Source organism: Paenibacillus sp. FSL K6-1558 (genome assembly GCF_038002565.1).
In the GTDB taxonomy this organism is placed as follows: Bacteria; Bacillota; Bacilli; order Paenibacillales; family Paenibacillaceae; genus Paenibacillus; species Paenibacillus polysaccharolyticus.
This window is the reverse complement of the sequence record NZ_JBBOCV010000001.1, coordinates 6,193,771-6,220,101: the sequence shown is the minus strand read 5'-3', so window position 1 is coordinate 6,220,101 and position 26,331 is coordinate 6,193,771. Positions and strand designations below refer to the sequence as shown.

Annotated in this window: 20 protein-coding genes; 2 read left to right on the top strand and 18 right to left on the bottom strand. The window is 45.8% G+C overall.

The genetic code is table 11. From position 1 onward, the window contains the following. Positions 1 to 173 precede the first annotated feature (173 nt). Positions 174 to 1,214: a SepM family pheromone-processing serine protease gene (locus tag MHI38_RS27015; protein WP_090923910.1), complete on the bottom strand. Its 1,041-nt coding sequence runs from the start codon at positions 1,212 to 1,214 to the stop codon at positions 174 to 176. Between the two features lie 264 nt (positions 1,215 to 1,478). Here MHI38_RS27015 and MHI38_RS27010 point away from each other — a divergent pair, with 264 nt between their 5' ends. Then, positions 1,479 to 2,813 (top strand): nucleoside recognition domain-containing protein, encoded by a 1,335-nt coding sequence (locus tag MHI38_RS27010; protein WP_253495462.1) that lies wholly within the window; start codon positions 1,479 to 1,481, stop codon positions 2,811 to 2,813. Here the strand turns inward: MHI38_RS27010 and coaD are convergent. The 17 genes from coaD to MHI38_RS26925 form a co-directional block, all read right to left on the bottom strand. Next, positions 2,791 to 3,297, bottom strand: coding sequence for a pantetheine-phosphate adenylyltransferase (coaD, locus tag MHI38_RS27005; protein WP_154887388.1), 507 nt, complete (start codon positions 3,295 to 3,297; stop codon positions 2,791 to 2,793). The two genes, MHI38_RS27010 and coaD, sit on opposite strands and share 23 nt — an antisense overlap. A gap of 1 nt (position 3,298) precedes the next feature. Then, the gene (rsmD, locus tag MHI38_RS27000; RefSeq protein WP_154886412.1) at positions 3,299 to 3,907 is read right to left on the bottom strand and encodes a 16S rRNA (guanine(966)-N(2))-methyltransferase RsmD; all 609 of its coding nucleotides are present in this window, start codon (positions 3,905 to 3,907) and stop codon (positions 3,299 to 3,301) included. A gap of 252 nt (positions 3,908 to 4,159) precedes the next feature. Then, entirely contained in the window at positions 4,160 to 4,480 is a 321-nt protein-coding gene (locus MHI38_RS26995) for a DUF3021 domain-containing protein (protein WP_261769164.1), read from the bottom strand. A gap of 137 nt (positions 4,481 to 4,617) precedes the next feature. Next, the gene (locus MHI38_RS26990; RefSeq protein ID WP_261769165.1) at positions 4,618 to 5,478 is read right to left on the bottom strand and encodes an AraC family transcriptional regulator; all 861 of its coding nucleotides are present in this window, start codon (positions 5,476 to 5,478) and stop codon (positions 4,618 to 4,620) included. Positions 5,479 to 5,695: 217 nt separating this feature from the next. Next, entirely contained in the window at positions 5,696 to 6,130 is a 435-nt protein-coding gene (locus MHI38_RS26985) for a hypothetical protein (protein WP_154886414.1), read from the bottom strand. A gap of 430 nt (positions 6,131 to 6,560) precedes the next feature. Next, complete coding sequence (locus MHI38_RS26980) at positions 6,561 to 6,866, bottom strand: hypothetical protein (protein ID WP_090923916.1); 306 nt, start codon at positions 6,864 to 6,866, stop codon at positions 6,561 to 6,563. A gap of 196 nt (positions 6,867 to 7,062) precedes the next feature. Further along, positions 7,063 to 10,113 (bottom strand): glycoside hydrolase family 2 TIM barrel-domain containing protein, encoded by a 3,051-nt coding sequence (locus MHI38_RS26975; protein WP_154886415.1) that lies wholly within the window; start codon positions 10,111 to 10,113, stop codon positions 7,063 to 7,065. Positions 10,114 to 10,246: 133 nt separating this feature from the next. Further along, positions 10,247 to 11,077 (bottom strand): carbohydrate ABC transporter permease, encoded by an 831-nt coding sequence (locus MHI38_RS26970; protein ID WP_090923918.1) that lies wholly within the window; start codon positions 11,075 to 11,077, stop codon positions 10,247 to 10,249. Beyond that, positions 11,070 to 11,969 carry a carbohydrate ABC transporter permease gene (locus MHI38_RS26965; protein WP_090923919.1) on the bottom strand — a complete coding sequence of 300 codons (900 nt, stop codon included), beginning with the start codon at positions 11,967 to 11,969 and terminating at the stop codon, positions 11,070 to 11,072. Before MHI38_RS26965 ends, MHI38_RS26970 begins: the two co-directional genes overlap by 8 nt. Positions 11,970 to 12,099: 130 nt before the next feature. Then, positions 12,100 to 13,398, bottom strand: a complete 1,299-nt coding sequence (locus MHI38_RS26960) for an extracellular solute-binding protein (RefSeq protein ID WP_167375818.1) — start codon at positions 13,396 to 13,398, stop codon at positions 12,100 to 12,102. A 333-nt stretch (positions 13,399 to 13,731) separates the two neighbouring features. Next, positions 13,732 to 15,501 (bottom strand): cache domain-containing sensor histidine kinase, encoded by a 1,770-nt coding sequence (locus MHI38_RS26955; protein ID WP_090923920.1) that lies wholly within the window; start codon positions 15,499 to 15,501, stop codon positions 13,732 to 13,734. 24 nt (positions 15,502 to 15,525) lie between these two features. Further along, entirely contained in the window at positions 15,526 to 17,061 is a 1,536-nt protein-coding gene (locus MHI38_RS26950) for a response regulator (RefSeq protein WP_154886416.1), read from the bottom strand. A 276-nt stretch (positions 17,062 to 17,337) separates the two neighbouring features. Beyond that, on the bottom strand, positions 17,338 to 20,412 hold the full coding sequence (locus MHI38_RS26945) for a X2-like carbohydrate binding domain-containing protein (protein ID WP_154886417.1): 3,075 nt from the start codon (positions 20,410 to 20,412) through the stop codon (positions 17,338 to 17,340). Positions 20,413 to 20,747: 335 nt separating this feature from the next. Next, positions 20,748 to 21,629 (bottom strand): SMP-30/gluconolactonase/LRE family protein, encoded by an 882-nt coding sequence (locus tag MHI38_RS26940; RefSeq protein ID WP_154886418.1) that lies wholly within the window; start codon positions 21,627 to 21,629, stop codon positions 20,748 to 20,750. 14 nt (positions 21,630 to 21,643) lie between these two features. Beyond that, on the bottom strand, positions 21,644 to 22,303 hold the full coding sequence (locus MHI38_RS26935) for an SGNH/GDSL hydrolase family protein (protein ID WP_090923924.1): 660 nt from the start codon (positions 22,301 to 22,303) through the stop codon (positions 21,644 to 21,646). A 72-nt stretch (positions 22,304 to 22,375) separates the two neighbouring features. Further along, positions 22,376 to 23,164: an alpha/beta hydrolase gene (locus tag MHI38_RS26930; RefSeq protein WP_154886419.1), complete on the bottom strand. Its 789-nt coding sequence runs from the start codon at positions 23,162 to 23,164 to the stop codon at positions 22,376 to 22,378. A 136-nt stretch (positions 23,165 to 23,300) separates the two neighbouring features. Then, entirely contained in the window at positions 23,301 to 24,134 is an 834-nt protein-coding gene (locus MHI38_RS26925; RefSeq protein ID WP_154886420.1) for a helix-turn-helix domain-containing protein, read from the bottom strand. A gap of 125 nt (positions 24,135 to 24,259) precedes the next feature. Between MHI38_RS26925 and MHI38_RS26920 the strand changes: the two genes are divergently transcribed. Beyond that, complete coding sequence (locus MHI38_RS26920; RefSeq protein WP_341181879.1) at positions 24,260 to 26,290, top strand: beta-galactosidase; 2,031 nt, start codon at positions 24,260 to 24,262, stop codon at positions 26,288 to 26,290. The last annotated feature ends 41 nt before the right edge of the window (positions 26,291 to 26,331 follow it).

The window sequence follows — 26,331 nt, the reverse complement described above, 5'->3', positions numbered from 1 at the left end:
TATTATTCAACCTGACCTGGACACTTAATTTACATCCCTTTTTCTCATTGCTTTCTCGCTCTTTTTTATGAATCTCCTATAACTGTTTTTCCGAGCGTACCTTCTTATTTTAAAAGAGGTCACTGCCCAAGCTCTTCTAAGTCCAATCTTCTAGTAAGATACTCTTATTTCACTTAAGACTTCACAGACAGAGTTTTCAAGAAGGCTAACGCATCATCGAGTGTGCTTACGGGCACAAGCTTCATTGGAGTGTTGATTTCTTTTGCTTTGGCCTCAGCTTCTTTGTAGTTGTCTTTAGGTACAAAGAAAATTTCTGCCTTTTTACGGTCGGCAGCGACAATTTTATGTTGCACACCGCCAATGGCTCCTACAACACCATCTTTCGTAATCGTACCTGTACCAGCAATCCGATGTCCCTTGGTCAGATCACCAGGAGTCAACTGATTATAAATCTCCAACGTGAACATTAACCCGGCAGATGGACCTCCCACCTGCGTGCTTGAAAATGTGATTTGTTTGTTCGGGTCTTCCGGCTTCACCTTCTGCACGGCACCAATCATCACCCCAAGTCCAGTACGCATCTTGCCTGTCTTGCTGTCTTTCACCTCAACCAGCGTGATATCCCGGCTAATCGTTTCACCGCCGCGCTCCAATTGCATCTCCACCGTATCCCCGGCTTTTTTTCCTTCCAGCTGTTTGGCAAGCACCGTATTATCCGGTGTAGCTGTACCGTTCACACCCAGAATAATATCTCCGGGTTCAATATCTCCATCCGGTTTGGGATTTTCCGAAAGACCAAACACAAAGATGTTTTCAGGCACAATGGAGTATGCAATGCCCGCTTTCTCATAGGCCGCTTCCATGGCAGAGGATTGCGAATCACTCATGAACCAGACTTGTTCAGCGGAGTATTCCGCCTCGCTTTTACCACGCAGACGATCTTCCTTTTTATCCACTTGTGCATTTTTATCAAAATACGAAGTGCCTAACAAAAATAAATTGGCATACGTTGCCGACACGGTGGTCATCATGAATACGCCTTTTTCATCTTTGTCACCGTCCTTCACGGTAACCATGGGTTTAACTTCATCCGCACTGCCGGGTTTATAAATAATATACGGCGTTGGCATGTACACCGTAAGATAAACAATAAGAGCCACCGCGATCACGTAGATCGAAGCTCTGAAACCACCTGTTTTCCGGAACCGATTCATCTCATGAGCCTCCGTTCTTATCTCTATACAAGCTGAACCCACTCCACAAGAGTTGCTTTGTGTAATTCATTTAGCTCATCTTATTCCATATGATTATAATCCAAGTCTAACACCTTGTTGTTCCTGCATACAATGGTACAGGCCGGATAGGCCGCAGGATGATTCGCCGTCTATCCGGTCAAGGCCGAACCGTTTACGAACGTGATTCGGCCGTCCACTATAATCCCAATGCCCGAGGGGCGTTAATTGATATGAGGTGAAACGATGACCGTATCCAGTGAGGTTCGAAGTCCGGGTTTGGTACGAACCGTATTCCTGAGCACCAGTGCATTCATGCTGGTTGTTGCAATAGTTGCATCTCCGAAAGAAGCGTTCGACGCATCCATTCAAGGACTCGACATCTGGTGGAAAATTGTCTTTCCTGCCCTGCTGCCGTTCCTGATGTTATCCCAGATGCTGACCGCGTTTGGCTTTACCCACGCCCTGGGGGTTCTGCTAGAGCCCCTGATGAGGCGTTTGTTCAAGCTACCCGGCCATACCGGGTTCGTTCTCGCTGTGGGCATGTGTGGAGGTTTTCCAACCGCCGTAGATGCCGTATCTCGATTACTCAAGGATCAACAAATGACCGCCAGACAGGCGGTTATTATTACGGCAGCAGCTCATTTTGCCAACCCTATGATGATTCTGCTGGTTATTGGAGGTGCTTTTCTTCATAATCCTGCCGCTGGATATTTTCTCCTCATTATACACTGGATCAGTGGCTGGATTGCAGCAGCCGTTGCCATTCGTCTCATTCCTGCATCCCGCAAAAAAAATCTTGTACCAGACTCCATGTCACCTAATAATGATGTCCATTCTCTCTCTCCAGCCCAAGATCACACAGAGACAGAAAAGAAGCAGTTGCCTCCCTTAGCTCCAGATTCTCAGAAACTCCGCATCGGTTCGCGCATGTTGCGAGCCGCTAGAGAAGCACATAGCCGGGACGCACGAGGGTTTGGCAAATTACTGGGGGACACCGTATCTCAGGCCGTACAAATTCTATTATTAACTGGAGGATACATCATCGTTTTTGCTGTATTTATCCGGTTACTCTCACTCTATCTGACTCCCGGTATTTCAGCTGCAGTTTGGCCTTCTGTGCTGGAGCTTCACCTGGGGACATACCACATTAGCAAAACAGCAATAGCACCCGCCCTACTGATGGCATTCCTGGCAGGTGCGCTTGGCTGGGGAGGCGTATGCTCGCACCTACAAGTCTCGTCGATGCTAAGAACAGCCATCCCCGGACTGCATTCCATGCTCTTTTTCATTATCGTTCGATTAGGACATGGGTTAACCGCCTTTAGTCTTACCCTCTGGTTGTGGGAACCATTCAGCCGTTACAGCACAGAAGTATCGACCACATGGCAGACCACTGCGGTAGAGCGCTCAAACTCTTTATTCTATTGGCCGTTTCTGCAATTTCCAGACACCACAAGTACATGGCAACTCATCTGGAACAGCTTCCCTGTAGCAGCCCTAAGTCTCGCTTTACTTCTTGGGGTAATGATTAGTCTCTCGGGCCTTACCTTATGGATTAACCGCCTTTTTTCTCGCTGATCTTCTGACGAAGCGCAGCTTCAACTTCAGGCGATACCAGATCCGTTACATCCCCATGATAGTGGGCGATTTCTTTAACGATACTAGAACTGAGGTAGGAGTATTTCGGGTTGGTCATCATAAAAATCGTTTCTGCATCCGGGTTCAACTTGCTGTTGGTCGACGCGAGTTGCAACTCATATTCAAAATCGGTTACGGAGCGGATGCCGCGAACGATAACCTGCGCTTCCTTTTGCCGTACATAATTAGCGGTCAGATCACGGAAGCTATCCACTTCCACATTCGGCAGGTGGCTGGTTACAGTAAGAATTAACTCTTTGCGTTCCTCTACCGTGAACAGCGGATTTTTACTCATATTGTTCAATACAGCGACGATGACACGGTCAAACTGTTTAGACGCTCTCGCAATTATGTCGAGATGTCCCATCGTTACGGGATCAAAGCTTCCTGGGTATACGGCAATACGTTCCTGCCGATGAATCATTTCAGTCATGAGGAGCCTCCTCTTCTGTGATGCTGTTTTCTTCATCCTCTGCCGCACCGGGTACGTAATCGTAAATGGATACAGCTGTCTCACCGTACACCGCTTTACGCGTTTGCTCAAACGGGCCAAATTGCTCCGGGTATTCATGTTTGGATTCATACTCAAGCACGATGGTTGCACCTTGGGTAAGCAGCTCCAGTTCGTGCATCGTTAACATTAACTCGTGCCCGTTCTTCATGCGATAGGGCGGATCGAGAAACACCAGATCAAATGTTGCGTTACGTTTAGCCAGCGCTTTGAGCGCACGACCTGCGTCATTCCGATATACAGCCGCCTGATCCTCCAGCCTCGTTGCCTTCAGATTTTCGCGGATCACTTCAATACTTTTCGATTCCAGATCAACAAAAACAGCCTTGTCCATGCCGCGGCTCAGCGCCTCGATACCGAGACCTCCACTGCCTGCAAACAGATCCAATGCTGCCCCGCCCTCAAAATAAGGACCAATCATACTAAACAACGCTTCCTTCACCTTATCAGTGGTTGGACGCGTACCTGTGCCGGGAACTGCCTTCAGCGGCCTGCCCTTCGCACTTCCAGATACCACTCTCACGAATGTGTCACCTTTTCTCTCTATGTAAGTTTATTGATAAAGCTATCGTACCACAATCAGGTTCCGTTTGAAAAATACTGTTGAGCAATATGTATAAAAAGGAAACCCTTGGGCCATTCTATAATTATCGACATCACAAGTGTCGTAGACAACCGCGGAGAAGACTTACGTTTCCCCATAAGCTCTTCGTCCGGTTTCTCCTCTCCCATGAAAAAGAAGCTCTCGAAAGAGGGCTTCTTTTTGTTGAGCAATTTATCGAGAGAAAAATTGGGTTAATGTGAAAAGTACAGACCATAAAATGATCCCAACAAAGATAAAAAACAGGAAAACTTTAAAAGCATCGAAAACAGAATGAATCGTAAACCAGCCACTTAACAGCAGGATCGGATAAATGGTCACAAGCATTACAGTAAAATGGATACCGCTTTTTTTCGCCAAAGTCCAATGTTCTATGTTATAAATAACAGTTGCAGCACCGACAAAAAGAGCAATCAGACTTGCAACAAATGTGCCTTTAGCGTCAGCATATTTTCCTTGAGAATAAAGGATCAGAGCGATACCGTTCATAATCACGAAGGGTATTCCACCTCTTAATAGTGCATTCATCACCAAGATTTCCAACCTTCTTTCTCAAAAGAACTAGATAATAATCCATTTTGGATAAATTGCTGGCCATTTTCCATCTTTCTTCTTTATACGGTAATCATTCCTTACAATGATTTAATGTCCTCTTCAATTTTACGAATCGGAATCCATACTTCAGTGATGAAATCCTTCTCCCGTTCATCCACCCAGTAATATTTTTCTATACAGGGTCCTTCCACTTGTTCAAAATTCGTTGACGGGAACCACTCGGTGTAGATCCGTTTCCAAATATCCTGAATGCTTACATCAATTTCGACATCATCTGGCATCGTCCCTCGGCTGTCAAAAACAGCATAAGTTTGATCAGGTATAGGAAGGACAGTAAATTCATCCGGTACCTGAATGCCCTCTGGCACTTCTGCTCCCATCAAATACCGCCTCGAACCATTCTCAGCAAAATCATAATGATACCCATATAACAATGATCCATCCGGTTTCTCTAACAACTTGAGTATCTGACCATGGGTCCCATCTTTCCAAATGCCCTCCACAAATACGGGTATCTCTTTATACGCATCTTCATGGATGATAACGCTTTTCCCAAATACAATAGAGCCTTTTTCCTCGACAAATCGATAATTCATCTCTGATTCACCTCTAACCTGAATTTGAAAGGAGATTCGAGGAAATGCTTTAAGTTTCACATTCATTTTCTTCGCCTCAAGAGGTGTTACCCCATGCATCCTTTGGAACGCTTTTGTAAAAGCTGCTGGACTTTCATAACCATACTTAAGTGCAACATCAATAACTTTACAGTTTGTTCCTGCTAACTCCTGAGCCGCAAGTGTGAGACGTCTGTTTCTTACGTACTGGGTAACCGTTACGCCGGTTACTGCATGAAACATTCGCTGAAAGTGATACTTCGAACTCATGCCTGCCCTAGCAATATCTTCAATCTCAATTGGCAAATGAAGATGTCGTTCCACATAATCAATCGATTGGTGAAGCAGTTTAAATATTTCCAGGATCTCTCATCTCCTTTCTTTTACAGTGTAAAAGAACCCTCTGGAATCTTCTTGCTCAGAAATGCTCTGATTTGTCTATTATTAAAAGAACCGACTAATCAGTCGGCCAGATACTGCTATTTTGACACTTAACTTATTTCTTATAGGTTACTCTAAGAATGATTGAACTCACCCGTTTCTACTCATACTTCTCCTGCATCTCATTCAACTCTGCTTCCTCTTCCGTCTGCAACCATCCAATTTCTTTAAGCCACGCACCCATATCTGCAATAAATGCATCCCTATCCAGATGATCTATCTTATACTTCTTCATCTTGTCGCTCACAAACGTATAAAACGCATGGCCTAATGCATATCGCTGTTTACTTTTGCTCCAGGTCTTATAACGGTCTTCACTAACCGTCATATCGAAATAGATTACCTTTTCTGCCTTCACATGTCTGACGTTTGATTTGCACCCATATTCATCGGGAAGGCAGCGGAAGACAAAGTACAGTTCAATATCACACGAAGCATATTTTTCAGCGGCTTTGTCGAAAACAGGCTGCAATTCATCAGATAGGTCAACAACTTGTGTCAGCCCTGACGTATCGGTTGTTTTGTCCAGAATCAAAGCGCAACCTCCTTGTCTCGACAACTCAAGTACATTCTTGTTTAACACGTTCTCTTTGTTTTCGATTCGAGATTCGCATATTCATTAACGTTATAAAAAGTAGGACAGACGGCAAGAACATAGAAGATGCTCCTGATCTGATCGCATAGAAAGCAAAAAAAATCAGTGAAAGCCAAGTTATGATTTCTATGATCTCCAACTTCGTTAACGTCACTTTAAAAGCTTTTTTTGAAATGATGCGAATCAGGAGGTAAGCAATTAAACTATAGAAAGCAACCATACCCAGCAAGGAAAGAGCAACGATTAACATCATCATTCTGAATCACTCAACTCTCATACTTTTCCTTAATTTTACTACAGAAGTAGAATTATGTCTCCTGATCTATCTACGTACTATGGATCACCAGAGTACCTGTCACTTCACTTCTCTTCACTTCTCTTCCGTCACAATCGTAGCATTGTAGATCACAACCCGTTTCCCGTTCAGGTCAAACAGTACTTTATTGCCATACTCCGTATCCTGTACGTCAATCTTGCCTTCGTAAGTCTGAATCAGCTCACCCGAATTACTATATACCTTAACTACACGTTCCAAGCCGCCAGCATTATTTGATCTCATCGTTTTGAGTGCACGTTCACCTGAAGCCGTATTGAAATACCATATAAATGATCCAACAATGATGCCCAGAACGGCGATCACTGTCACCCACACCCCTGTTTTTGCTTTTCTGCTCATCCTGTCCCCTCCTCAGTATCTTTGTGCAGTACTCTACGAGAATGAAGCGAGAACGGTTTCAATAAGGGAAAGCAAAAAAACAGAGGCCCCCATCCAAGGGAACCTCTGCCTCTGATATAATCACGTTTTAATTCAAGTTACCACTACATTGACAAGGTGCCAACATCACTTGTTGTTCTTACCGTATACTTCCCTTTTACAGTGAACGAATAACGAATTCAAAGCTCAGTTCACCATTGGAAGGAATTTGATATTCCGGATGTACCGGAGCGCCCCAGCTATCGTCACCGCCAACACCCATTTGTTTACCGGCTACCGTAACGACAGTGTAATGCACTGGTGGCAACTCATACACATGCTGCGCATTCTCCAGTTCAAACGCTGTATATGGTGACACATTCAATTCAACCGGTGCACCGGAAGCTTCGATTTTGAAACCGCGTCCTGCATTGTCCGTCAACTTAGCCCAGCGTACCCCTGTACGGTTACCCGACTCTTGCGGTACAAGATATGGAGCCATCGTATCTGCAACCTTACTGCCATGGATCCCCAGACGAGCGCCAAATGCGCGATCCGAATAGTTTTCCTCTGGTCCCATTGCCAGCCATTCCACATTCTCATAATCCGGAGATGTTCTGAACGACAATGCGTGGATAGGCAGGTTTGGCAATCCTTCGGTACCTTTGTACGTGTTATGCACATGTACACTTCCATCAGCCAGCACCGTATAGGTCACTTTTACCTCTACATCGGCCGAGATGTTCAATTTATAGGTGAACTCAATCCGGTACTGATCCGATTTTTGTTCATGTTTCCATTCTACAGAACGTGGCAACAGGCTGGCAGCATACCATGCACCAAGCTCAAAGCCCATTGCTGTACCCTTATCATTGTCTGTCGTTGCACGCCAGAACAGTGGTGCAGGTGGGATCGCAATCGTTTCACGACCGGAGAATTTCAGGGAAACGAGTGTTCCAAACTGCTTGGAGAACAACACATGCGTTTGACCAACGCGAACACCAATGTTTACGTCACCTTCAACCACCTGAATATCGCTCACAACGTTTTTATCCGTTACAACAGCCGCTTCGCTACCTTCTTGTGTGAAAATAAACTGGCCAAACGCGACTTCCTCACCTTTGTCACCCCACAGCGTTGCTTCTTTCAGTACAAACGCCACGTTAACAGCATATTCGCCACCTTCAAGAGCCTTTGCATTCAAAGGAAGTTCTATCACAGTTTCACTTTCCGCAGCAACATTTACATCCAGTGTACCGCGCAATACTTCATTTCCTTCACGCTCCAGGCTGTACACCAGTTCATACGCGGAAGTATCTGTGAACAGGTTCTGGTTTACGATTTTAACGCCGTCACGGCTTGGGAACAATTTAATGTTTTGATACAGGAATTTAACCTCCTGCATTTTAGCTGTCACTTTACGATCTGCGTGCACAATCCCGTTGCCACAGAACGAATAGTCTGATGGACGATCCCCGAAGTCCCCGCCGTAAGCCAGATACTCTTTACCGTAACGGTCTTTTTTGTAGATCGATTGATCGATGTAATCCCAGATGAATCCACCTTGATACATCGGGTACTTATCTTCAAGTTCTGTGTATTTATGCATACCGCCAATGGAGTTACCCATCGCATGCATATACTCACAGCTGATATATGGTTTGGTCGGGTTATCGTTCAGGAATTCCTCGATGTCAGCCGGTTTTGCATACATCCGGGATTCCATGTCACTTGTGTCATTGAAACGGCGGTCGTGGAACACACCTTCGTAATGAACCATACGTGTTGGATCTGCCGATTTGAAGTATTGTGATACTTTGTAGATCACTTCACCACCATGGGACTCGTTACCACAAGACCAGATCAGAATGGACGGATGGTTTTTGTCACGCTCTACCATCGAAATTGCACGATCCATAACAATATCATGCCATTCCGGCTTATCGCCAGGGATTACCCATGAAGGCTCAACAGCCCCAAGCTTTTGCCAGGAACCGTGTGTTTCCAGGTTCATCTCATCAATCACATAGAGTCCGTACTCATCGCAGAGCTCATACCACAAACTTTGGTTCGGATAATGTGATGTACGAACAGCATTCATATTGTTTTGTTTGATCGTACGCACGTCCCACAGCATGTCTTCCTTCGTTACAGCACGACCACGGCGCGGATTGAACTCGTGACGGTTTACGCCTTTGAACACAATACGCTTGCCATTAATGTGCATCACTTTGTCGATCATTTCGAATTTACGGAAACCGACGGCTTGAGGAACAACTTCCACAAGGTTGCCTGCTGCATCATATACACGGATGTACAGACGATACAGATACGGAATCTCTGCACTCCAGAGGTTAACTTGGCCAATTTCTTCACGCAGTTGTACCAGCCCATTATCGACTACATTACCGCCAAAACTTTTGACTGTATTTCCGTTCTTGTCCAGAAGCTCAGCTTCGATCCGTGCACCTGTTGCCGCTTTTCCTTCCAGTTTCAGATCGAGTTCCAATGTACCGTTTGTATATGAAGCATCCAAATCGGTACGAACATGAACATCACGGATATGTGCAGCCGGAACTGTGTACAGATATACATCTCTGAAGATACCGGAGAAACGCCAGAAGTCCTGATCCTCTAACCAGCTACCTGTGCTGCGTTGGTATACTTCAACCGCCAGTTTGTTCTCTCCATCTTGAAGGAACGGTGTCAGGTCAAAGTCAGATGGTGTGAAACTATCTTCTCCGTACCCTACGAATTGTCCGTTCAACCATACATAAAATGCGGATTCCACACCTTGGAACGAAATGTATACCGGATTCGCTTCCCAGCCTGCTGGCAGATGGAATGTGCGAATGTAACTACCCACCGCGTTTTTATCCTGCGGCAGAGCTGGCGGACGGAGTTCATTCAATCCATCCCATGGATATTGCGTGTTCACATATTGAATCTGTCCGTAACCTTGAAGCTGGATATGTCCCGGTACTTCAATATCATCCCAGCCTTCGCTGGAGTACTCGGATGTATAAAATAGTTCAGGACGGCAATCCGGACGGATTGAGTAGTTGAATTTCCAAGTTCCATTCAGATCGTAACGAAGTGCCATCTCAGCGGAAGCCACAGCTTCTTCCATCGTTTGATAATAGCGGTGATCGGAATAAGCATGAAGACGGTTTACCTCAAATACACTTACGTCACCTAACCAGTTGATATCTGCCTTTGTTGCTTTCATCGGCTCTCTCTCCCTCTGTAGTACGAATTTCGTGATGAGTTTGCATCTATACAAAAAAGATAGAGGTACGCCTGTACAGGCGTCCTCCCTTCTTTCCTGCATTCGTCCAGTTGGACGTGATATGCACTTATGCTTATTTTACGGAACCAACCATACCTGCAACAAAGTGTTTTTGCATGATGAAGAACACCAGTGCAGTTGGAAGTGTTGCAATAACAACTGCTGTCATAATAACGCCGTAATCTGGAGCATAACCTGCGCCCAGGTTGGAGATCAGGAGCGGAATGGTTTGCTGATCTGGCGTTTGCAATACGATGAGTGGCCATAGATAGTTGTTCCAGCTGCTCATGAATGTAATGATCGCTGCTGCTGCGTATGTTGTTTTCATCGTAGGCATGTAGATTTTCAAGAAAATACCCAGCTCGCTCAGACCGTCAATCCGACCTGCTTCCAACAAATCTTTCGGGAACATTTTGGTGTTCTGACGGAAGAAGAAGATCAGGAACGCTGTTGTGATGGTCGGGATAATAACCGAAGCCATTGTATTAATACCGATTGCCGGTGCTGCACTCGAAATGGTTGCAAACATCCGATAGAGCGGAATCATAATCGCTGCAAACGGGATCATCATCGACATGAGCAGGATGTTAAACACGATATCGCGGGATTTTGTCCGAAATACTTCAAACCCGTAACCCGCCATGGAACCAATCAAGAGAGCAAGAATGGTTGACACGATGGAGATAATCGCTGAGTTGCTCAGTGCCTGAATCAGATTCGTAGTGTCGAGCAATTTGTTGATGTTTTCAATTAAAGCGGAGCCCGGCAGCAACGTGCCTCTAGTTACGTCTACTGATTTGTTTGTAGCGCTGACGATCATCCAGAAAAATGGGAAGATGGAAATAAAAGCGACGAGGGACAGGAAAACATATGTGAAAATGCGTTTTGCTTTTGAATTAGCCATTTTTATTATCACCTGCCACTTTGAACTGGATGATGGACAAAATAATGATCAGAATTACGATGGAATACGAAACGGTTGCTGCATAACCGAAGTCCGGTGAATATTTGAACGAAAGGTTGTAGATGTATTGTGAGATCGACATGGTCGCGTTACCTGGACCACCTTTGGTAATATTCATAATTTCATCAAAGATTTGCAATGTACCAATCGTTGATGTAATGGACGTAAAGAGAATGATCGGTTTGAGCAATGGTACAGTAATCTTGAAAAATTGAGTGAAAGCATTGGCTCCGTCAATCTTCGCTGCTTCATAGATCGATTGATCGATGTTTTGCAAGGATGACAGATAGAAAATCATGTTATATCCGGTCCAACGCCAAGTAACGGCGATTATGATCGTAATTTTAGCCCAGAACGGGTCGGTAATCCATTGAATTGGTGTGCCGATAATGTGTAAACCCAGCAAAGCTTGGTTCACCATACCATCCGGTGCAAACAAATACTTGAATACAACCGAGTAAGCAACAAGTGAAGTTACACAAGGCAAGAAAATTGCAGTACGGAAAAAGCTCCGGAAACGCAGTGTGCTGTCATTCAGCAATACGGAAATGAACAAACCGAGAATGATCATTAAAGGTACTTGAATGATTAAGTAAATGAACGTGTTTGATAATGCCGTACGGAACGTGGTATCAACGAGCAATCTTTTGTAGTTCGCTAGGCCCGAAAACTCAAGGTTGGCACCTTTGCCTGACTTGAATGATAAGAGCAGCGCTTGAATCATCGGATAGAAGTAGAATGCTACAATTCCGACAACAGCCAGCAAAACAAAAGCCCATCCAGTCAAATTATTTTTCTTTTGGAGACTGTCTCCTGTATTTATGGCTTTCACAGTATGGCTCCTCTCTCTCCATGCAACATGGTCAGAACCTACAGAGCCTCTCGCCATGTCCAGCTCGACTTGCGCCAGACAAGGGAGACGGCTCCGTTGTTTCCTAGGTTCTATAAGTTACCTTGGGATATTAGTTTAATTGTGCCTCAGCTTGTTTTTGTGCATCATTCAGAACGTCATCGATTGATTTACCGTTCAGGTATGCTTGCATTTCAACAACCAAGATATCTTCGATTGCATAAGTGTTGCTACCATAGTTTACTTTTGGAATTTCTTTAGTCCAGTTAGCGAAATCAGCGAAGATTTTTTGACCGCTGAAGAACTCGTCTGGTTTGTTGTATGCTTCACCATCAACAGCCGGCGTGTACGTACCGATTGCACCGATTTTAGTCAACAATTCTTGATACAACTCTTTGTCGGAACCAAAAGTTTTAGCCATAAAGTCAGCCGCTTGATCTGCACCAGGAACATCATTCATGATGTACCAAGAGCTACCACCCAAGTTGGATGCATGTACAGAGTTTGCTTGACCAGCCATTTTCGGCATTGGAGCTACAGCCCATTTACCGGATTGGGAAGCTTCTTGACGAACGGATGGTGAGAACCAGTTACCTGTAGGAATTGTTGCTACAGCACCGTTATTGGCATTGGCAACGAATTGGCTCCAGTCGGAATGCAATTTAACAATGTTAGCATCCATCATTTTTTTGTATGTTTCGAACGCTTCTTTCAATGCAGGGTTGTTGTTCAGATCAGGTGTTTTACCATCTTCAGCTGTGTACCATTTACCTGCAGTTTGGATCATCATCCGGATGATACCCAGGTCGTTCGGGTCAAGAGACAGAAGCTCTTTACCTGTTTTTGCTTTTACAGCTTCACCGATTTTGATGTAATCATCCCACGTGATATCTTGCAGGTCAGCAGCTTTGTAGCCTGCTTCCTCAAGCAAGTCTGTTCTGTAGTACAAACCAGCTACGCCGGAGTCAAACGGAATACCGTATTGTTTACCTTCATAAGAAGTTGGTCCAATTTTATACTCTGCAAAATCGGATGCTTTGATTGTGGAAGACAAATCTTTGAACGCATCTGGATAAGCGCTCAAGAAGCTTTGTGCACGATAGTCTTCAATCAGAACTACGTTTGGCAGACCGCTGCTTGTTCCGGAGTTCAATCCAGTGTTCAGCTTTTGAATGATCGCATCTTGAGCATTCTCAATGATGTTGATTTTCAGATCCGGGTTTTCTTTTTGATAAATGGCTTTAGCTTGCTCCAGAGCAGCAACGTTAAATGCTTTATCCCAAGCCCAGATCGTAATTTCTTTTGCTTTCTCGCCGCCACCACCGCTAGCAGCTTCTTTACCTCCACCGCCGGATGAACATGCGGACAACAGCAATACGGTTACGAGCATCAATACCCACATTTTTTTCAAAACATTCAACTCCCCTTCGACCTCTTTGTTTGTAAATTTGTTTGCGTTTTCTGAAAGCGGTTGCTTCCGATGTATTCATCTTATCATTCCCATTTCTCCATTCGTTAGTAAAAATTTTGTGCAGATTTGTCTTCTTATTGCCACAATGAAAACCTTTACAGAAAACGGTTGCACTTAATTTGGTTTTTTGTACTTTCTTTTGATTTTGTACTATTTTGAGCTGAAAATTTTACAAATATGCAGTGAGTCCGTGAATTTGCATACGAAAAACCCCTCATCTCTGGGAATCAGAAATGAAGGGTTGTTGTATTTTGAGACTTTTTATTATCTTTTTCAACTCGTAATCAACGGCAACGTTACAGTGACTCTTGTCCCCTCGCCAACGTTGCTCATAATCGTCACACCATAAGGTGAGCCGTACAACAACTCAATTCGATCATGCACGTTTCGGATACCTATGCCACTGAACAGTTGACGATTATTTTTCGGATTGGGTAGTGCTCCTTCTACATTAAGTCCTGCAATACCATCACCATTATCCATGATCTCGCACACTAATGATTCTCCCGCGCGGGAAACCATCACATGAATCGTGCCCGTTTCTTTTTTAATAAACCCATGAAAGAAGGCATTTTCGATAAAGGGTTGAATCACCAGCTTGGGAACCTGATAGTGTGTGCAATCCGGAGCTACGTAAAAGGCCGCTTTGATCCGTCCGCCATAACGCACATGGTTGATGAAGACATAATTTTTCAGGTTCTCGACCTCTTGCTCTACTGTTACCGTCTCTCTGACATCGCTAATCGTATTTTGCAACAAACCAATTAGCGCATTAATCGTTTCCGCAGCCCGATCTTTATTGCCCTGCTGTACCAGAACTTTGACAGAAGCCAGGGTGTTATACAGAAAATGAGGATTAATCTGGCTCTGAAGCGCCGCAAGCTCAGCATTACGTTGTTCCCGTTGCGTCTGTACAAGCTGATCCACGTAATCATGCAATTCATCTAGCATGTAATTGTACGCATGACCTAACTGCCTGCTCTCATAACTGCCGCTGATCGGGATATAGTTATCCAGATCACTCTTCGTAATGTTAGACATCTGTTTGACCAGTCTGCGTAGCGACTTCGTCATCTGACTCGTAATCAGGAATACCAGCAACAGAGCCGCAAACACAATCGCAGCACAGATCAATGCGACCGTCTTCATATCAATGAGCTGTCCCATCGCAGATTCCTTATCCACGATGTTTACCATATACAAACGGTAAAATGGTAAATATTCAGATAATATGATGCTATCCTGCCCCATGACTCGTGCATTGATGTTTTTGGGTGCCGTTTCATTTATGGTTTCGGCATATGATAACAGTTCAGATTGAGTCGTGCCAATCCAGTCTTCCCGGTTAGAGGATACGATCTCCCCTTTTTCATTCATAATGACGACATCATTGCCCCGGCTTGTAAAATTGGCGTAGAACTGACGGAATGACTCTTCCCTCATCGTGATATAAACCGTACCATAGATTTTGCTTCGCGTTCGATCCGTCAGCGCTTTTGTTGCAGAGATCATTCGCAATGTGCCCTCTTTGGTCTGGGCCTGGTAGTCATCGAAGATCAGACGACTCGGTGACTCGGTCGCTGCCTTTGTGATCTGATCCTGTTTTAATTCGTCGGCTGTTTTCTGGATGTATGAGGGATTGGTCGAAAAACTTCGTCCATTTACCCCCGCAATCGTAATACCCACTTCATAAAACTCAATGATGGACTGAACCCGCTTCATCGTTTCCCGCATACTGTAGTACGATTTGGACATGGTAACCGAATCCCCATCCCCATCCGATAGAAACCCTCGAATAGCCCCACTTTGGGCCACATTGTTCGTCACCGCAGCGATGGAGTCGTTAAACGCATCAAAATTCGTTTTGATCTGGCTCAGCACCTTCGAATTCGTGATGCTGAACGTTTCAGTAAACAGATTGGTTGACATATGAATTGTTGTCCACAATATAAGCACTGACACCAGGACTATACTGACAACCATAACCAAAATTAGCTTGGGGAATAATCCGAGACGCGACAAGCCATTTTTCCACTTTTTCATGAAGTAATCTCATCCATTTCTATATTAAGCCCAAAATTTACGCCGATAGCGACTTGGAGATAGTCCTGTGAATTTTTTGAACACTTTACAGAAGTAACTGTGATCTGAATACCCCACCATACTGCTAATTTCAGATATCGTGACATCATCCGATCGTAGCAATTCCTCCGCTTTCTCAATGCGAATCTTGTTCAGATATTCATTAAATCCTTCTTTTTTATGTGACGAGAAGTAACTGGATAGATACGACGGGTTAAAATGAAAATGTTTGGCCACTTCGGACAGCCCCAAGGGCTGGTCATAGTGCGCATGCATGTAATCCAGCAACATGGTCATATTCGGATCACTTCGTTTACCTCCTGAACCGGAAACACATTCCTGAACCTCCGTCATGAATTGATCCAGAACCAGCATCACTTCGGTAAGCGTCGAGGCTCCATCCACATTTTTAAAATACGTATATTTACTCTCTTCAAGCCCCGCTGACTGCACATCCATATCTGCCAGGGTAATCGTGACATTGAAGATCAAGTTACCCAGAAATGATTTGATCTCGAATACATCAGCAATATAGTCTCTCCCAAGTGTCGCGGCATGTTCATGCAAATATTCTTTGGCTGTCTCCACCCGATTGCGTTTTACATGTTGCAAAAACATATTGACGTTGAATTGATACCCTGCAGGATGCATTGGCGGAAGCTCGCCATCAATCAGAATCGCACGATTCGTATAATAGAAGCAAAACTCCATTAATTTAAGCAAACGCTCGCGATAGATGTCTCCCATCTTTTCAAAAGAAAGAAATCTCTCACTAAGCACCCACACCGGAGCATTCTGTCCTGCCCCTGCTTCCGCAGCCCATTCCCTGATCTGCTCAACCGTAGCTTCATCTTGCTCAGGTTTCATGTTCAGCAACATAACAGACAATCGGCTTTCTGCTGGTAAAATAGCACATTCAATCTCAGGCAAGCGTTCTCGAACCTCAGCTTCAATCTGATCCTGATTTTTCAAACTACTTTCAGTAATCTGAAATGCGAGCAAGCGAAAAGCGCCTAACGGGAAGTTTTCCCGAATAACAGGCATTTCGTTGTCTTCGTCCAGCGTGAATCCGGATAACATTTTCTCCATTAATTGACCAAGCCGCCAGCCATCATGGGATGGCTCGTATTGAAGCTCCGGTATTTTGCCGGCCGTACGTCTTAACACTTCCAGAAGTTCATTCGTATCCAGCTTGGGCTTCAATATGTAATCTGCCGCTCCATGCTGCAATGTAGATCGAACATATTCGAATTCACTGAAACTGCTCAGCACAATGACCTCAATATGCGGGTAACCCGCTTTGAGTGTACGAACAAAAGTTTCACCGTCCATAACAGGCATCACGATGTCGGTAATGACGATATCCGGTTTTAACAACTCCACCTGTTGCAGACCTTCTTCGCCATTGGATGCTTCCCCTACAATATTAAATCCTTCTGCTTCCCAGTTCATGTGGTGCTTAATACCCTGTCTAACCAGAAATTCATCGTCAACAATCAGCACCTTGCACAACCGGTTCATGATCGCGACCCCCCTGTCTCTTCTATCACTCTATATCTATACCGTTTAACCCTCTATATGTTGGTTATTGAAGTTGTTGTTGTTAGCGGTTACATGAACATTATAATAATCGTACATATTGTTATATCTTAAATCCTATGTTTAAGCAATAGTAACTACTTATAGTTTACACTATATTTCGACAAAACAAGAAGTCCCAAAAACGCCACGACCTACTCAGGCATTTTGAGACCTCTTGTTCATTATTATTTTCTCAATTCAATCATGAACCGAATGTTACGGCTCTATTCCCCATTCAAGTTGACCCGCAACATATCCAGTTACTTTGGACCAGTCAGCATAAGAGGTATGCGTTCCTTCAAAGGAGTAATCATCCGTTTGAGTGTAATTGGTCCAATTGTCTTTGGAAAAGCGAGTCTGGATTTCCGTGCTCTGTCCTGCGTTTAACATTCCCGCAGTTGCCTTGAATCCAACCTCTAACACATGATCCGCTCCTGGCAACGCAGGATTAATGGAACTGAACGTACCGGTAATATTGGCACTTCCCACAGCAGCCCAATCGCAGAAGAAATTTTGAGGCTGACTACCGTCAATCGTATAGTAGTACCTTATTTTCACATCAGACAAATTCAGCGGCGCAGTGCCTGTGTTGGTCAGCTTGAATTTAGGGTTGATTGAACTGTTTGTAGCTGCCGTTGTACCGTTGTACATCTCGATGCGAATCGTTCCACCCGGAATCACAACTGTTGTATCCTTGATGGTCAGATTCAGTGCTGCAGGATTGCCTGCACTGAACTGGAATGTCAACACAGCAGCACCTTTAGACAATGTGGCTAAATAATTTTTGGACAGCACAACCTGATTACCCGCAACGGTATAGTCGGTTCCGGCTACAAGTATCGCGTTTCCGTTCCGAATAGAGGTCAGTGTATTGCCATTAAGTGTTAACGTGACAGGAATATTGGCCTGATGATCCACATTCAGATCAAATTGAGCCGTTACCGGGGTGATGGTCGAATTAGGTACTGTAGGTGTGCCCCCATTGCCATTAACCGGGTCCGCATAGAGTATTCCGCGTCCGTTGGTACCTAGATATACTCTGCCATAAATACGTGGGTCACCTGTAATTGTGGTCACACGGGCGTACTGATGCTGATCATCGTTAATTCGCACCCAGCTCGTGCCACCATCATCAGAACGGAAAAATCCGCGAGTCCCATCAATCTGTGCAACGGCATACAAAACGACAACACTTTGCCCAGGAGCTGCTTTACCAAAACCGATGCTGTCCGCTTCTTCTACATTGGCGAGCTTCGTAAAAGTCGCTCCAGAATCTGTTGAGTGCCACAAGCCGTAGGGCCCTTCTTCTTCATTGCCCCCAGCAAACCACAGTTCTCCTTCCACACCTGGCACAGCGTCGAGGTCTGAATTACCTGAGGCAGGAAGCCCAGTAGCTGGAGATACAGTGAACGATGCTCCACCATTAACACTGACGTAAATTTTCCCTGCAGCGAAGCCATAAAACTTGCTCGGGTTAACTCTGTCGGAAATGACTTTGGCGCCTGCTGGTATGCCTGTACTTGCCGTCCAGGAATTACCGCCTACAGAGTGGAATACCCCGCGATCCGATGTGCTCCAGACCAGACGGTTGCCTGTCGCCGAGATGGCAACAGTTCCGCCTCCGGCAGTACCTGACGGCTCTGCACTTGCTTTGTACCACGTTTTTCCTCCGTCGCTGGATAATCCAATGGATCTCGCATTGGGATCAACCGTGTAATCTGCTTTCCCCACCCGTACCATGGTGTTTGGGCTCAATTCGGCAAAATCAATACTCTCTGTTGAAGGATAATTCGGATTCGTAAACATCGTTGCTGGAGCTTTGGTGAGATCATCATGACGGAACCCGGCAACATCACCGAGTGCACTAAGCAGATTCGCTCCGCTTGGCGGGCTAATCAAATCCATGACATTGGTTTCTTCAATGCCTTTGGCCATAACGGAAATGTTAATTTTCTTATCCTCGTCCCAATCCGTCAGATTGTTGGTTCCGTATATGGTTGCCCCCGTTCCATACATCAATCGGTCGGAATCAAACGGATCAATCTCCAGAGCAGCAATCATCCAGCCCAGCTTAGGCGAAATTTCCGGCGGTGCAGGATTCACACCGAAGGTTAACCAAGGCGCCGCGGAAATATCCTGCGTATATCTGAATTTTCGGTCAGGATACCCTTCAAAGTCCCATATTCGTGTCCAGGTATCTCCACCATCTTTACTACGGAACAGAATAGCATCAGGCCACCAGGAATTCAGCGTTGCGACCATTATCGTTCCAGGCTCCTGTGCATCAATAGCCAACCCGCCATAACCATAATAGTTATCCGAACTGCTGCTCGGAACTGGGCTGATGTTCTTCCATACTCCGGTTGCTGTGTTTAGCTTCCAGACATCCCCTTTCGTTCCGTCGTAGGGTCCCGCACCATTACTGTAGGTAATATACAAACTTCCATCTACGTCCATTTTCCCATGATGAGGCAGATAACCCGTAGGTTGTCCGGGAACAGCAGTCCAGGTCAAGCCGCCGTCGGTACTGCGATAGATGCTTTCACTTTTATCAGCTACGCCGACATAAATGGTTTGTGAAGCCTGTCCCGCAGAGCCGCTTGTTTCATCAAAAGTAATCCAGGCGAGACCTATAATGTCACTTGTGTATTCATTAGCAGGGTTCTCAACATAGTTACCCGGATTCGGAAAACTGGTCACTTCACTCCAGGTTACTCCAGAATCTGTACTTTTCCATAATCCGTTGCCACTGCGGGCTCCGAAATACAATATGCTGTTATCATTCGGGTCCACAACCAGACGCTCACCCATGGAACGTCCGGGCATGTTTCCCCCTACCTTGAAGGGTAGCTCGGTTTTCTCCCACGTATCTCCGCGATCAGTGGAACGGAAGATATATCCGTTGTCCTTCACCCATGAGTTCGTATACGTCCCTACAGCCATGTACACCCGATCTGGATCAACAGGGTCGGAGGCGAGCGCATCTACCCCGTTATTGTTCCAGTCGTCCCAGCCTACAAAGTCAGTAAGCGGAGTCCAGCTACTATCCACCGGATTCCAGCGATAAGCTCCACCTATATCAGTGCGCGCATAGATCAAGTCCTTTTCAGATTCATTAAAGATAATGCCGGGTATAAAACCTCCGCCTCCGCCAGTAACGACGCTTTTCCATTCGTAGGCCTCACTCGGCGCAGCCTCTGAAGTTCCTGCCATCCCCAGACCACCCAGTGAAGCCGTAACAATAGCCACACTTAAACTCAGGATTCGTAACTTGCTCATCCACCTTTTCATCTCAACTACTCCTCCTTTTCGCGTTTGTACATTTTGGCAATTCGCTCTATCCCCGCTGTCTCACCTGCTGATGATGGCGTATCAGACGAATCCATACCTTCTCCCTTAGAGGAGATCCACCTCCCTTCAATTTGCGGTTAAGCGCTTACAAAATTTTTCGAACGCCACCACAAAATGGATAATACTTTCAATAATAACATTCGATAGAAAACGTTTTTCCCCTCTGTGTAAATATCCACTTTTCAAAAAAAATTTGTAATCCTCTGGTAAAATAAAAAAAGATGCTGTTCACACAGCACCTTTAAACCCACTATGATTTTTCCTGCTCACTTTGCTTACGCTTTTCGTCCGTAGACATGTGTTTCCTGCCCTTTAACACCCGGCTTAACGACAAATAATGCACCTGCTTGCGGCGTTTCCTGCAAGCGCTCTTCCTTAATTCCTATACGTGCAGTAGTAATATATAAATCTTCGAGATCCGGGCCGCCAAAACAACAGGAAGTCACCTGATCTGCATGCACTTCGATCTGCTGTAACAGTTCCCCTGTCTCCGGGTTCCAGCGGGTGACTCTTCCTCCACCCCAATGGGCAACCCACAGCATACCTTCCGCATCCACAGTCATGCCATCCGGGAATCCCATGTCTTCCGGCACTGAGATGATACTCGTCCGATTGGAGATCGTACCCGAAGCCAGATCAAAATCAAAACGATCCACGGAACGTGTCGGCGTATCGATGTAATACATGAACTCACGATTCGGGCTCCAACCCAGACCGTTGGAGGTGGATACTTGCTGCACCATATTGCGTACAGGCTTCCCTTCCTCCAGACAATATAATGATCCAGCCTTTTGTTCGTTGTTCAGGCTCATCGTACCGGCCCAAAAACGTCCGTATGCATCACATTTTCCATCATTGAACCGATTGGTAGATTTGTCTTGCTCAGGGTCCGCGATCGCTTGCTTCTCACCCGTGAGCAGATGATATGTATAGAAGCCGCTTCGGAGTGCAACGATCACTTCATCCCCACGATAGGGCACCACCGCTCCGACATGTTCACCCACATCATAAGCCTGATCCTCACCTGTCTCGGGATGGTATGCATGTACTTTAAACCCTTCAATATCTACCCATAACAAACGACTATTTTCCGCATCCCAGCTTGGTCCTTCTCCCAATTGTGCTGGTGTATCCACAACTACAGTTACATGACTCATATTATCGCTCCTTCTTAGGATTTCGTATTTCTCGTCCATTCAAATCCAATCGCATCTAGAAAAGCTTTGCTAAGTACCATGTGACCCGTAGCATCCGGGTGTACTCGATCATGTGTGAGAACCGATGTATAAAAATGATCCCACAGTGGCGCAAATGCTGCCTGCGTATCTACAAACAACGCGTCATATTCCGATGCTACTCTGCGAACCGCTTCTCCGTAGATGTCCATCGTCGCCCGCATCGGATCTTCCGGGTTCGCTTCCAGATAATACGGGGTCATAAGCACAAGCCCTTTCAGATTCGGGCGCACGGATGCGACCAGTTCACGCAATGTTGCCTCGTATTCCTCCAGAAACACCTGTGAGTCAGCCAGTGGGTGATCGAACTGCCGCCACACATCGTTAATACCGATCATAATTGTGAGCCAGTCCGGTTTCAGATCAAGTACATCCTGTTGCCAGCGTTGCTTCAAGTCACGAACGGTATTCCCACTATTACCCACATTCTGCAATCTCAGCATCAGTTCGGGATAAATGGACCGCAATAAAGCATACACCTGTGCCACATACCCATGTCCCAGCCCTGAACTTCCTTCACCTACAGGATGTGCTCGTCCGCAATCGGTAATGGAATCCCCGATAAAAAGAAGTCTGTCATTCTTTTGCAATTTCATGGCGTTGTTCTCCTTTGCTGGATATTGATCGGTTAGTTCACTGGCAAAATAGAGTTTGTGCCGTTGCCGACGTCACCAACCTTGATTTTTAAGCCAAGTGAGACATAGATCAGACCACACTCGAACCGTAGCATCATGCTCCGCCAGTCCTAAACCATGTGGACCTTTTTCAAAGATGTGAAGATCATATGGAATCCCATGTGCACCCAAAGCCAAAGCATACCGTAAACTGTTCTCCACGGGTACAGCCTGGTCATCACTCGTATGCCAAATAAATGCTTCAGGAGCATCTGCTCTAACCTGTCGCTCTGCACTGAACGCTTGAACCTGTTCTTCGGTTGCATCCTCGCCTAGCAAGTTGATACGCGAGCCTTCATGTCCATAAGACTCCATTGTGATAACCGGATAACAGAGAATGACACGGTCCGGCCTAGAGCTTACCTGTTCAATCGGATCCTCATGGCCCGGTTGTCCATCATCGTACTGCGTACCCAATGTTGCTGTGAGATGGCCACCTGCCGAAAAGCCAAGTACTGCAATTTTGGACGGGTTGATCCCGTAGTGTTCCGCGTGAGCTCTTACATAACGGATTGCACGTTGCCCATCCGCCAGAGGCGCCGGATGACTGTGCGGTGCTACTCGATATTTGAGCACAAAAGCACTAATGCCAGCTCGATTGAGCAACTCAGCAACGGGCGCACCCTCATGGTCAGCGAGATGGCCATAACCGCCCCCTGGACATACAATGACAGCGCTCTCGGAACCCGGTTGAATAAAAGGAATCAGATGTGGCATTTCGTCTTCATGGCCTGTAGCCGCGTATGGGGCCGCCTGCTCCCACAAAGGAATAATTGAACTCATGATCGGACTCATCCTCTCTCATGTATATGGAATAGATTCGTTTAATCGTTTTCGATTCTAGGATTCGATACCATCATAACGGCAACAGGAAGAAGCATCAATACCCTTCTGATCTTTTTGTTCAACCTTGGCGTAATTAGTACAAGTTGCGAAACTGTTCAGGTGTGGCCCCTTCAATCCGGCGAAATGTGGCAACAAAATGACTGGCATCCCGGAACCCGGCCCGTGCCGCAGTCTCCTTGATCGTAAGTTCCATACTGCCCGTCAGCATTTCTTTGGCTTTACGTATGCGAAGCAAAATGAAGTAACTGTAGGCCGTTATGCCGAAGGATTGTTTAAACAGCGTATTCATATGCCTGGATGAGATTCCGATAATGCATGCCATTTGTTCTAACCCGATGTCCGGGTCGCCGTAATGTTCCTCCATAAAGGCAAGCAGCGGAGCAAGCCTTGCTACAGCTTGGGAGATGGAAGAGCGATTGCCAGTCATTCCGTGTTTTTTCAGCAAAATCAAGAAACGATACATGTCCGCCGAGGCTTCCAATCCGGATAAATCCTGATCACTCCCGATCGAACTCAGCACATGCTGACCATAATCGTTTAGTGGACTATCTGTTTCCCACTGGCGAATATCGGCCTCACCCAACCCAAGTGAATCTACGATGGCGGCACACTGCGAACCACCAAATGTAATATAAATGGTCTCCCACTCGTTTTGAACACGAGCATATTCATGAGGCAGGTTTGGGGGAAGCAAAATACCCGAGGTTTCGCCAACAATTGCTGAAGTCCCTGACAGCTTGAACTCTCCTGCTCCCTTGACCGTTTGCAGCCAGTGGTAATACGGATAACCCGCAGTTCTGGAGACTTTTTCCTGATTTCCGTTATATCCTATACTCTCGATATATAGTGGGAGCGGCTGATCCCGCGGTGTCATAAAAAAACGCTGATGCCCCGGTGAGATGAGCATGATAACCTCCTTAAATACAATAGAATCCAGTTCCATATTCTTATATGCATCATCACTTTTATTATATTTTAAAAGTCATATGTATCATATAGTATAGAATTATTCTTATACAAGAGGTGAGCACATTGATCAGCAGCAAATTACCCAAAATGTTTTATGGAGGCGATTACAATCCTGAACAATGGGATCATGAGACCCACCTGGAAGACCTCCGCATGTTTAAACTGGCGGGCATTGATATGGCCACGATTAACGTTTTTTCCTGGGCACTAATTCAGCCTGACGAGGTGACGTATAATTTTGAATATCTGGATCAATTGATTGATCGTTTGTACGAAAATGGGGTTTATATCTGCCTTGCCACAAGTACCGCCGCGCACCCGGCATGGATGGCCAAAAATTACCCCGATGTCCTGCGGGTAGACGCGGACGGACGCAAACGGAAATTTGGCGGACGGCATAACTCCTGCCCGAACAGTCCGACCTACCGGAAGTACTCCGAAATCATCGCAAACAAACTGGCCGAGCGATACAAAGATCATCCCGCAGTCCTTGTCTGGCATATTTCCAATGAATATGGCGGGGATTGTTATTGTGAAAACTGCGAAAAAGCATTCCGTGTATATCTCAAGAAACGTTATAAAACCATAGAACAGGTCAATAAAGCATGGAACACCAACTTCTGGGGCCATACGTTCTATGATTGGGACGAGATTGTGCTTCCAAGCAATCTGAGTGAACATTGGGGTCACAACAGTTCATCATTCCAAGGCATCTCACTGGACTACTCCCGTTTTAACTCGGACAGCATGCTCGAATGTTATCTGCTGGAGTACAATGCCATTAAAAAGCATATTCCCGATTCTGCCGTCACAACGAATTTGATGGGCTTTTTCAAACAGATCGACTATTTTAAATGGGCTAAATATATGGATATCGTGTCCTGGGACAGTTATCCCGGTCTTGCGACACCAATCAGCTATACCGCCATGGCTCATGATCTCATGCGCGGTCTCAAAGACGGTCAGCCATTTATGCTAATGGAACAGACACCCAGTCAGCAGAACTGGCAACCGTATAACTCACTGAAACGCCCTGGTGTCATGCGTCTATGGAGTTATCAGTCAGTCGCACACGGCGCGGATACCGTGATGTTCTTCCAGCTTCGCCGTTCCATCGGTGCATGCGAGAAGTACCATGGTGCCGTCATTGAACATGCAGGACACGAAAACACAAGGGTGTTCAGAGAGGTCGCACAGCTCGGCAAGGAACTGCAGATCCTCGGCGACACCACGCTTGATGCCAGAGTTCAGTCCAAGGTAGCGATTGTATTCGATTGGGATAACTGGTGGGCAATTGAAAAATCAAGCGGGCCAACGGTGGCTCTGAAATATGTCGAGCAAATTCACAAATACTACGCGGCATTTTTCCACCGCAACATTCAAGTGGACATTATAAGCGTAGACAGCGATATCAGCTCATACGATCTGCTTCTTGCGCCTGTGCTTTATATGGTCAAACCAGGCTTTGCTGCAAAATTGGAGCAGTTCGTTGCGGCCGGCGGTACCTTCCTGACCACCTTCTTTAGCGGAATTGTTAACGAGCATGATCTCGTGACCACTGGCGGTTACCCCGGTGAGCTTCGAAACCTGCTTGGCATCTGGGTCGAAGAGATTGATGCTCTCCTACCCGAACAGAAGAATAGCATCGTTCTGAAGGAAACATGGGGCGCACTTGAAGGCGTATACGAATGCGGTATGCTGTGCGATCTCCTTCACAGTGAAGGTGCAGAAGTGATTGCCGAGTACGGTGAAGACTTCTATCAAAGCATGCCTGCACTTACATGTAATACCTTTGGTCAAGGGCAAGCCTGGTACGTCGCCACTGATCCGGAAAACATTTTCCTCGAAGGTTTACTCGCAGAGCTTGCGGCCGAAAAAAATATTAAACCTTTGCTCGAAACCCCGCAAGGTGTAGAGGTAAGCGCACGTACGAAAGATGGGTTAACTTATCTTTTTGTCATGAACCACAATGCTTCCCCGCAGTCATATGATCTCGGTGATTCAAGGGTCCGTGAGTTGTTAACAGGCAAGGAATACACTGGAGAGATTAGCATTGAAGCCCGCGGAGTGCACATTTTAGAACGCACAACGTAGCGGTATAATCTATATTGTTGCACCGCTACGCGTGCATAAGA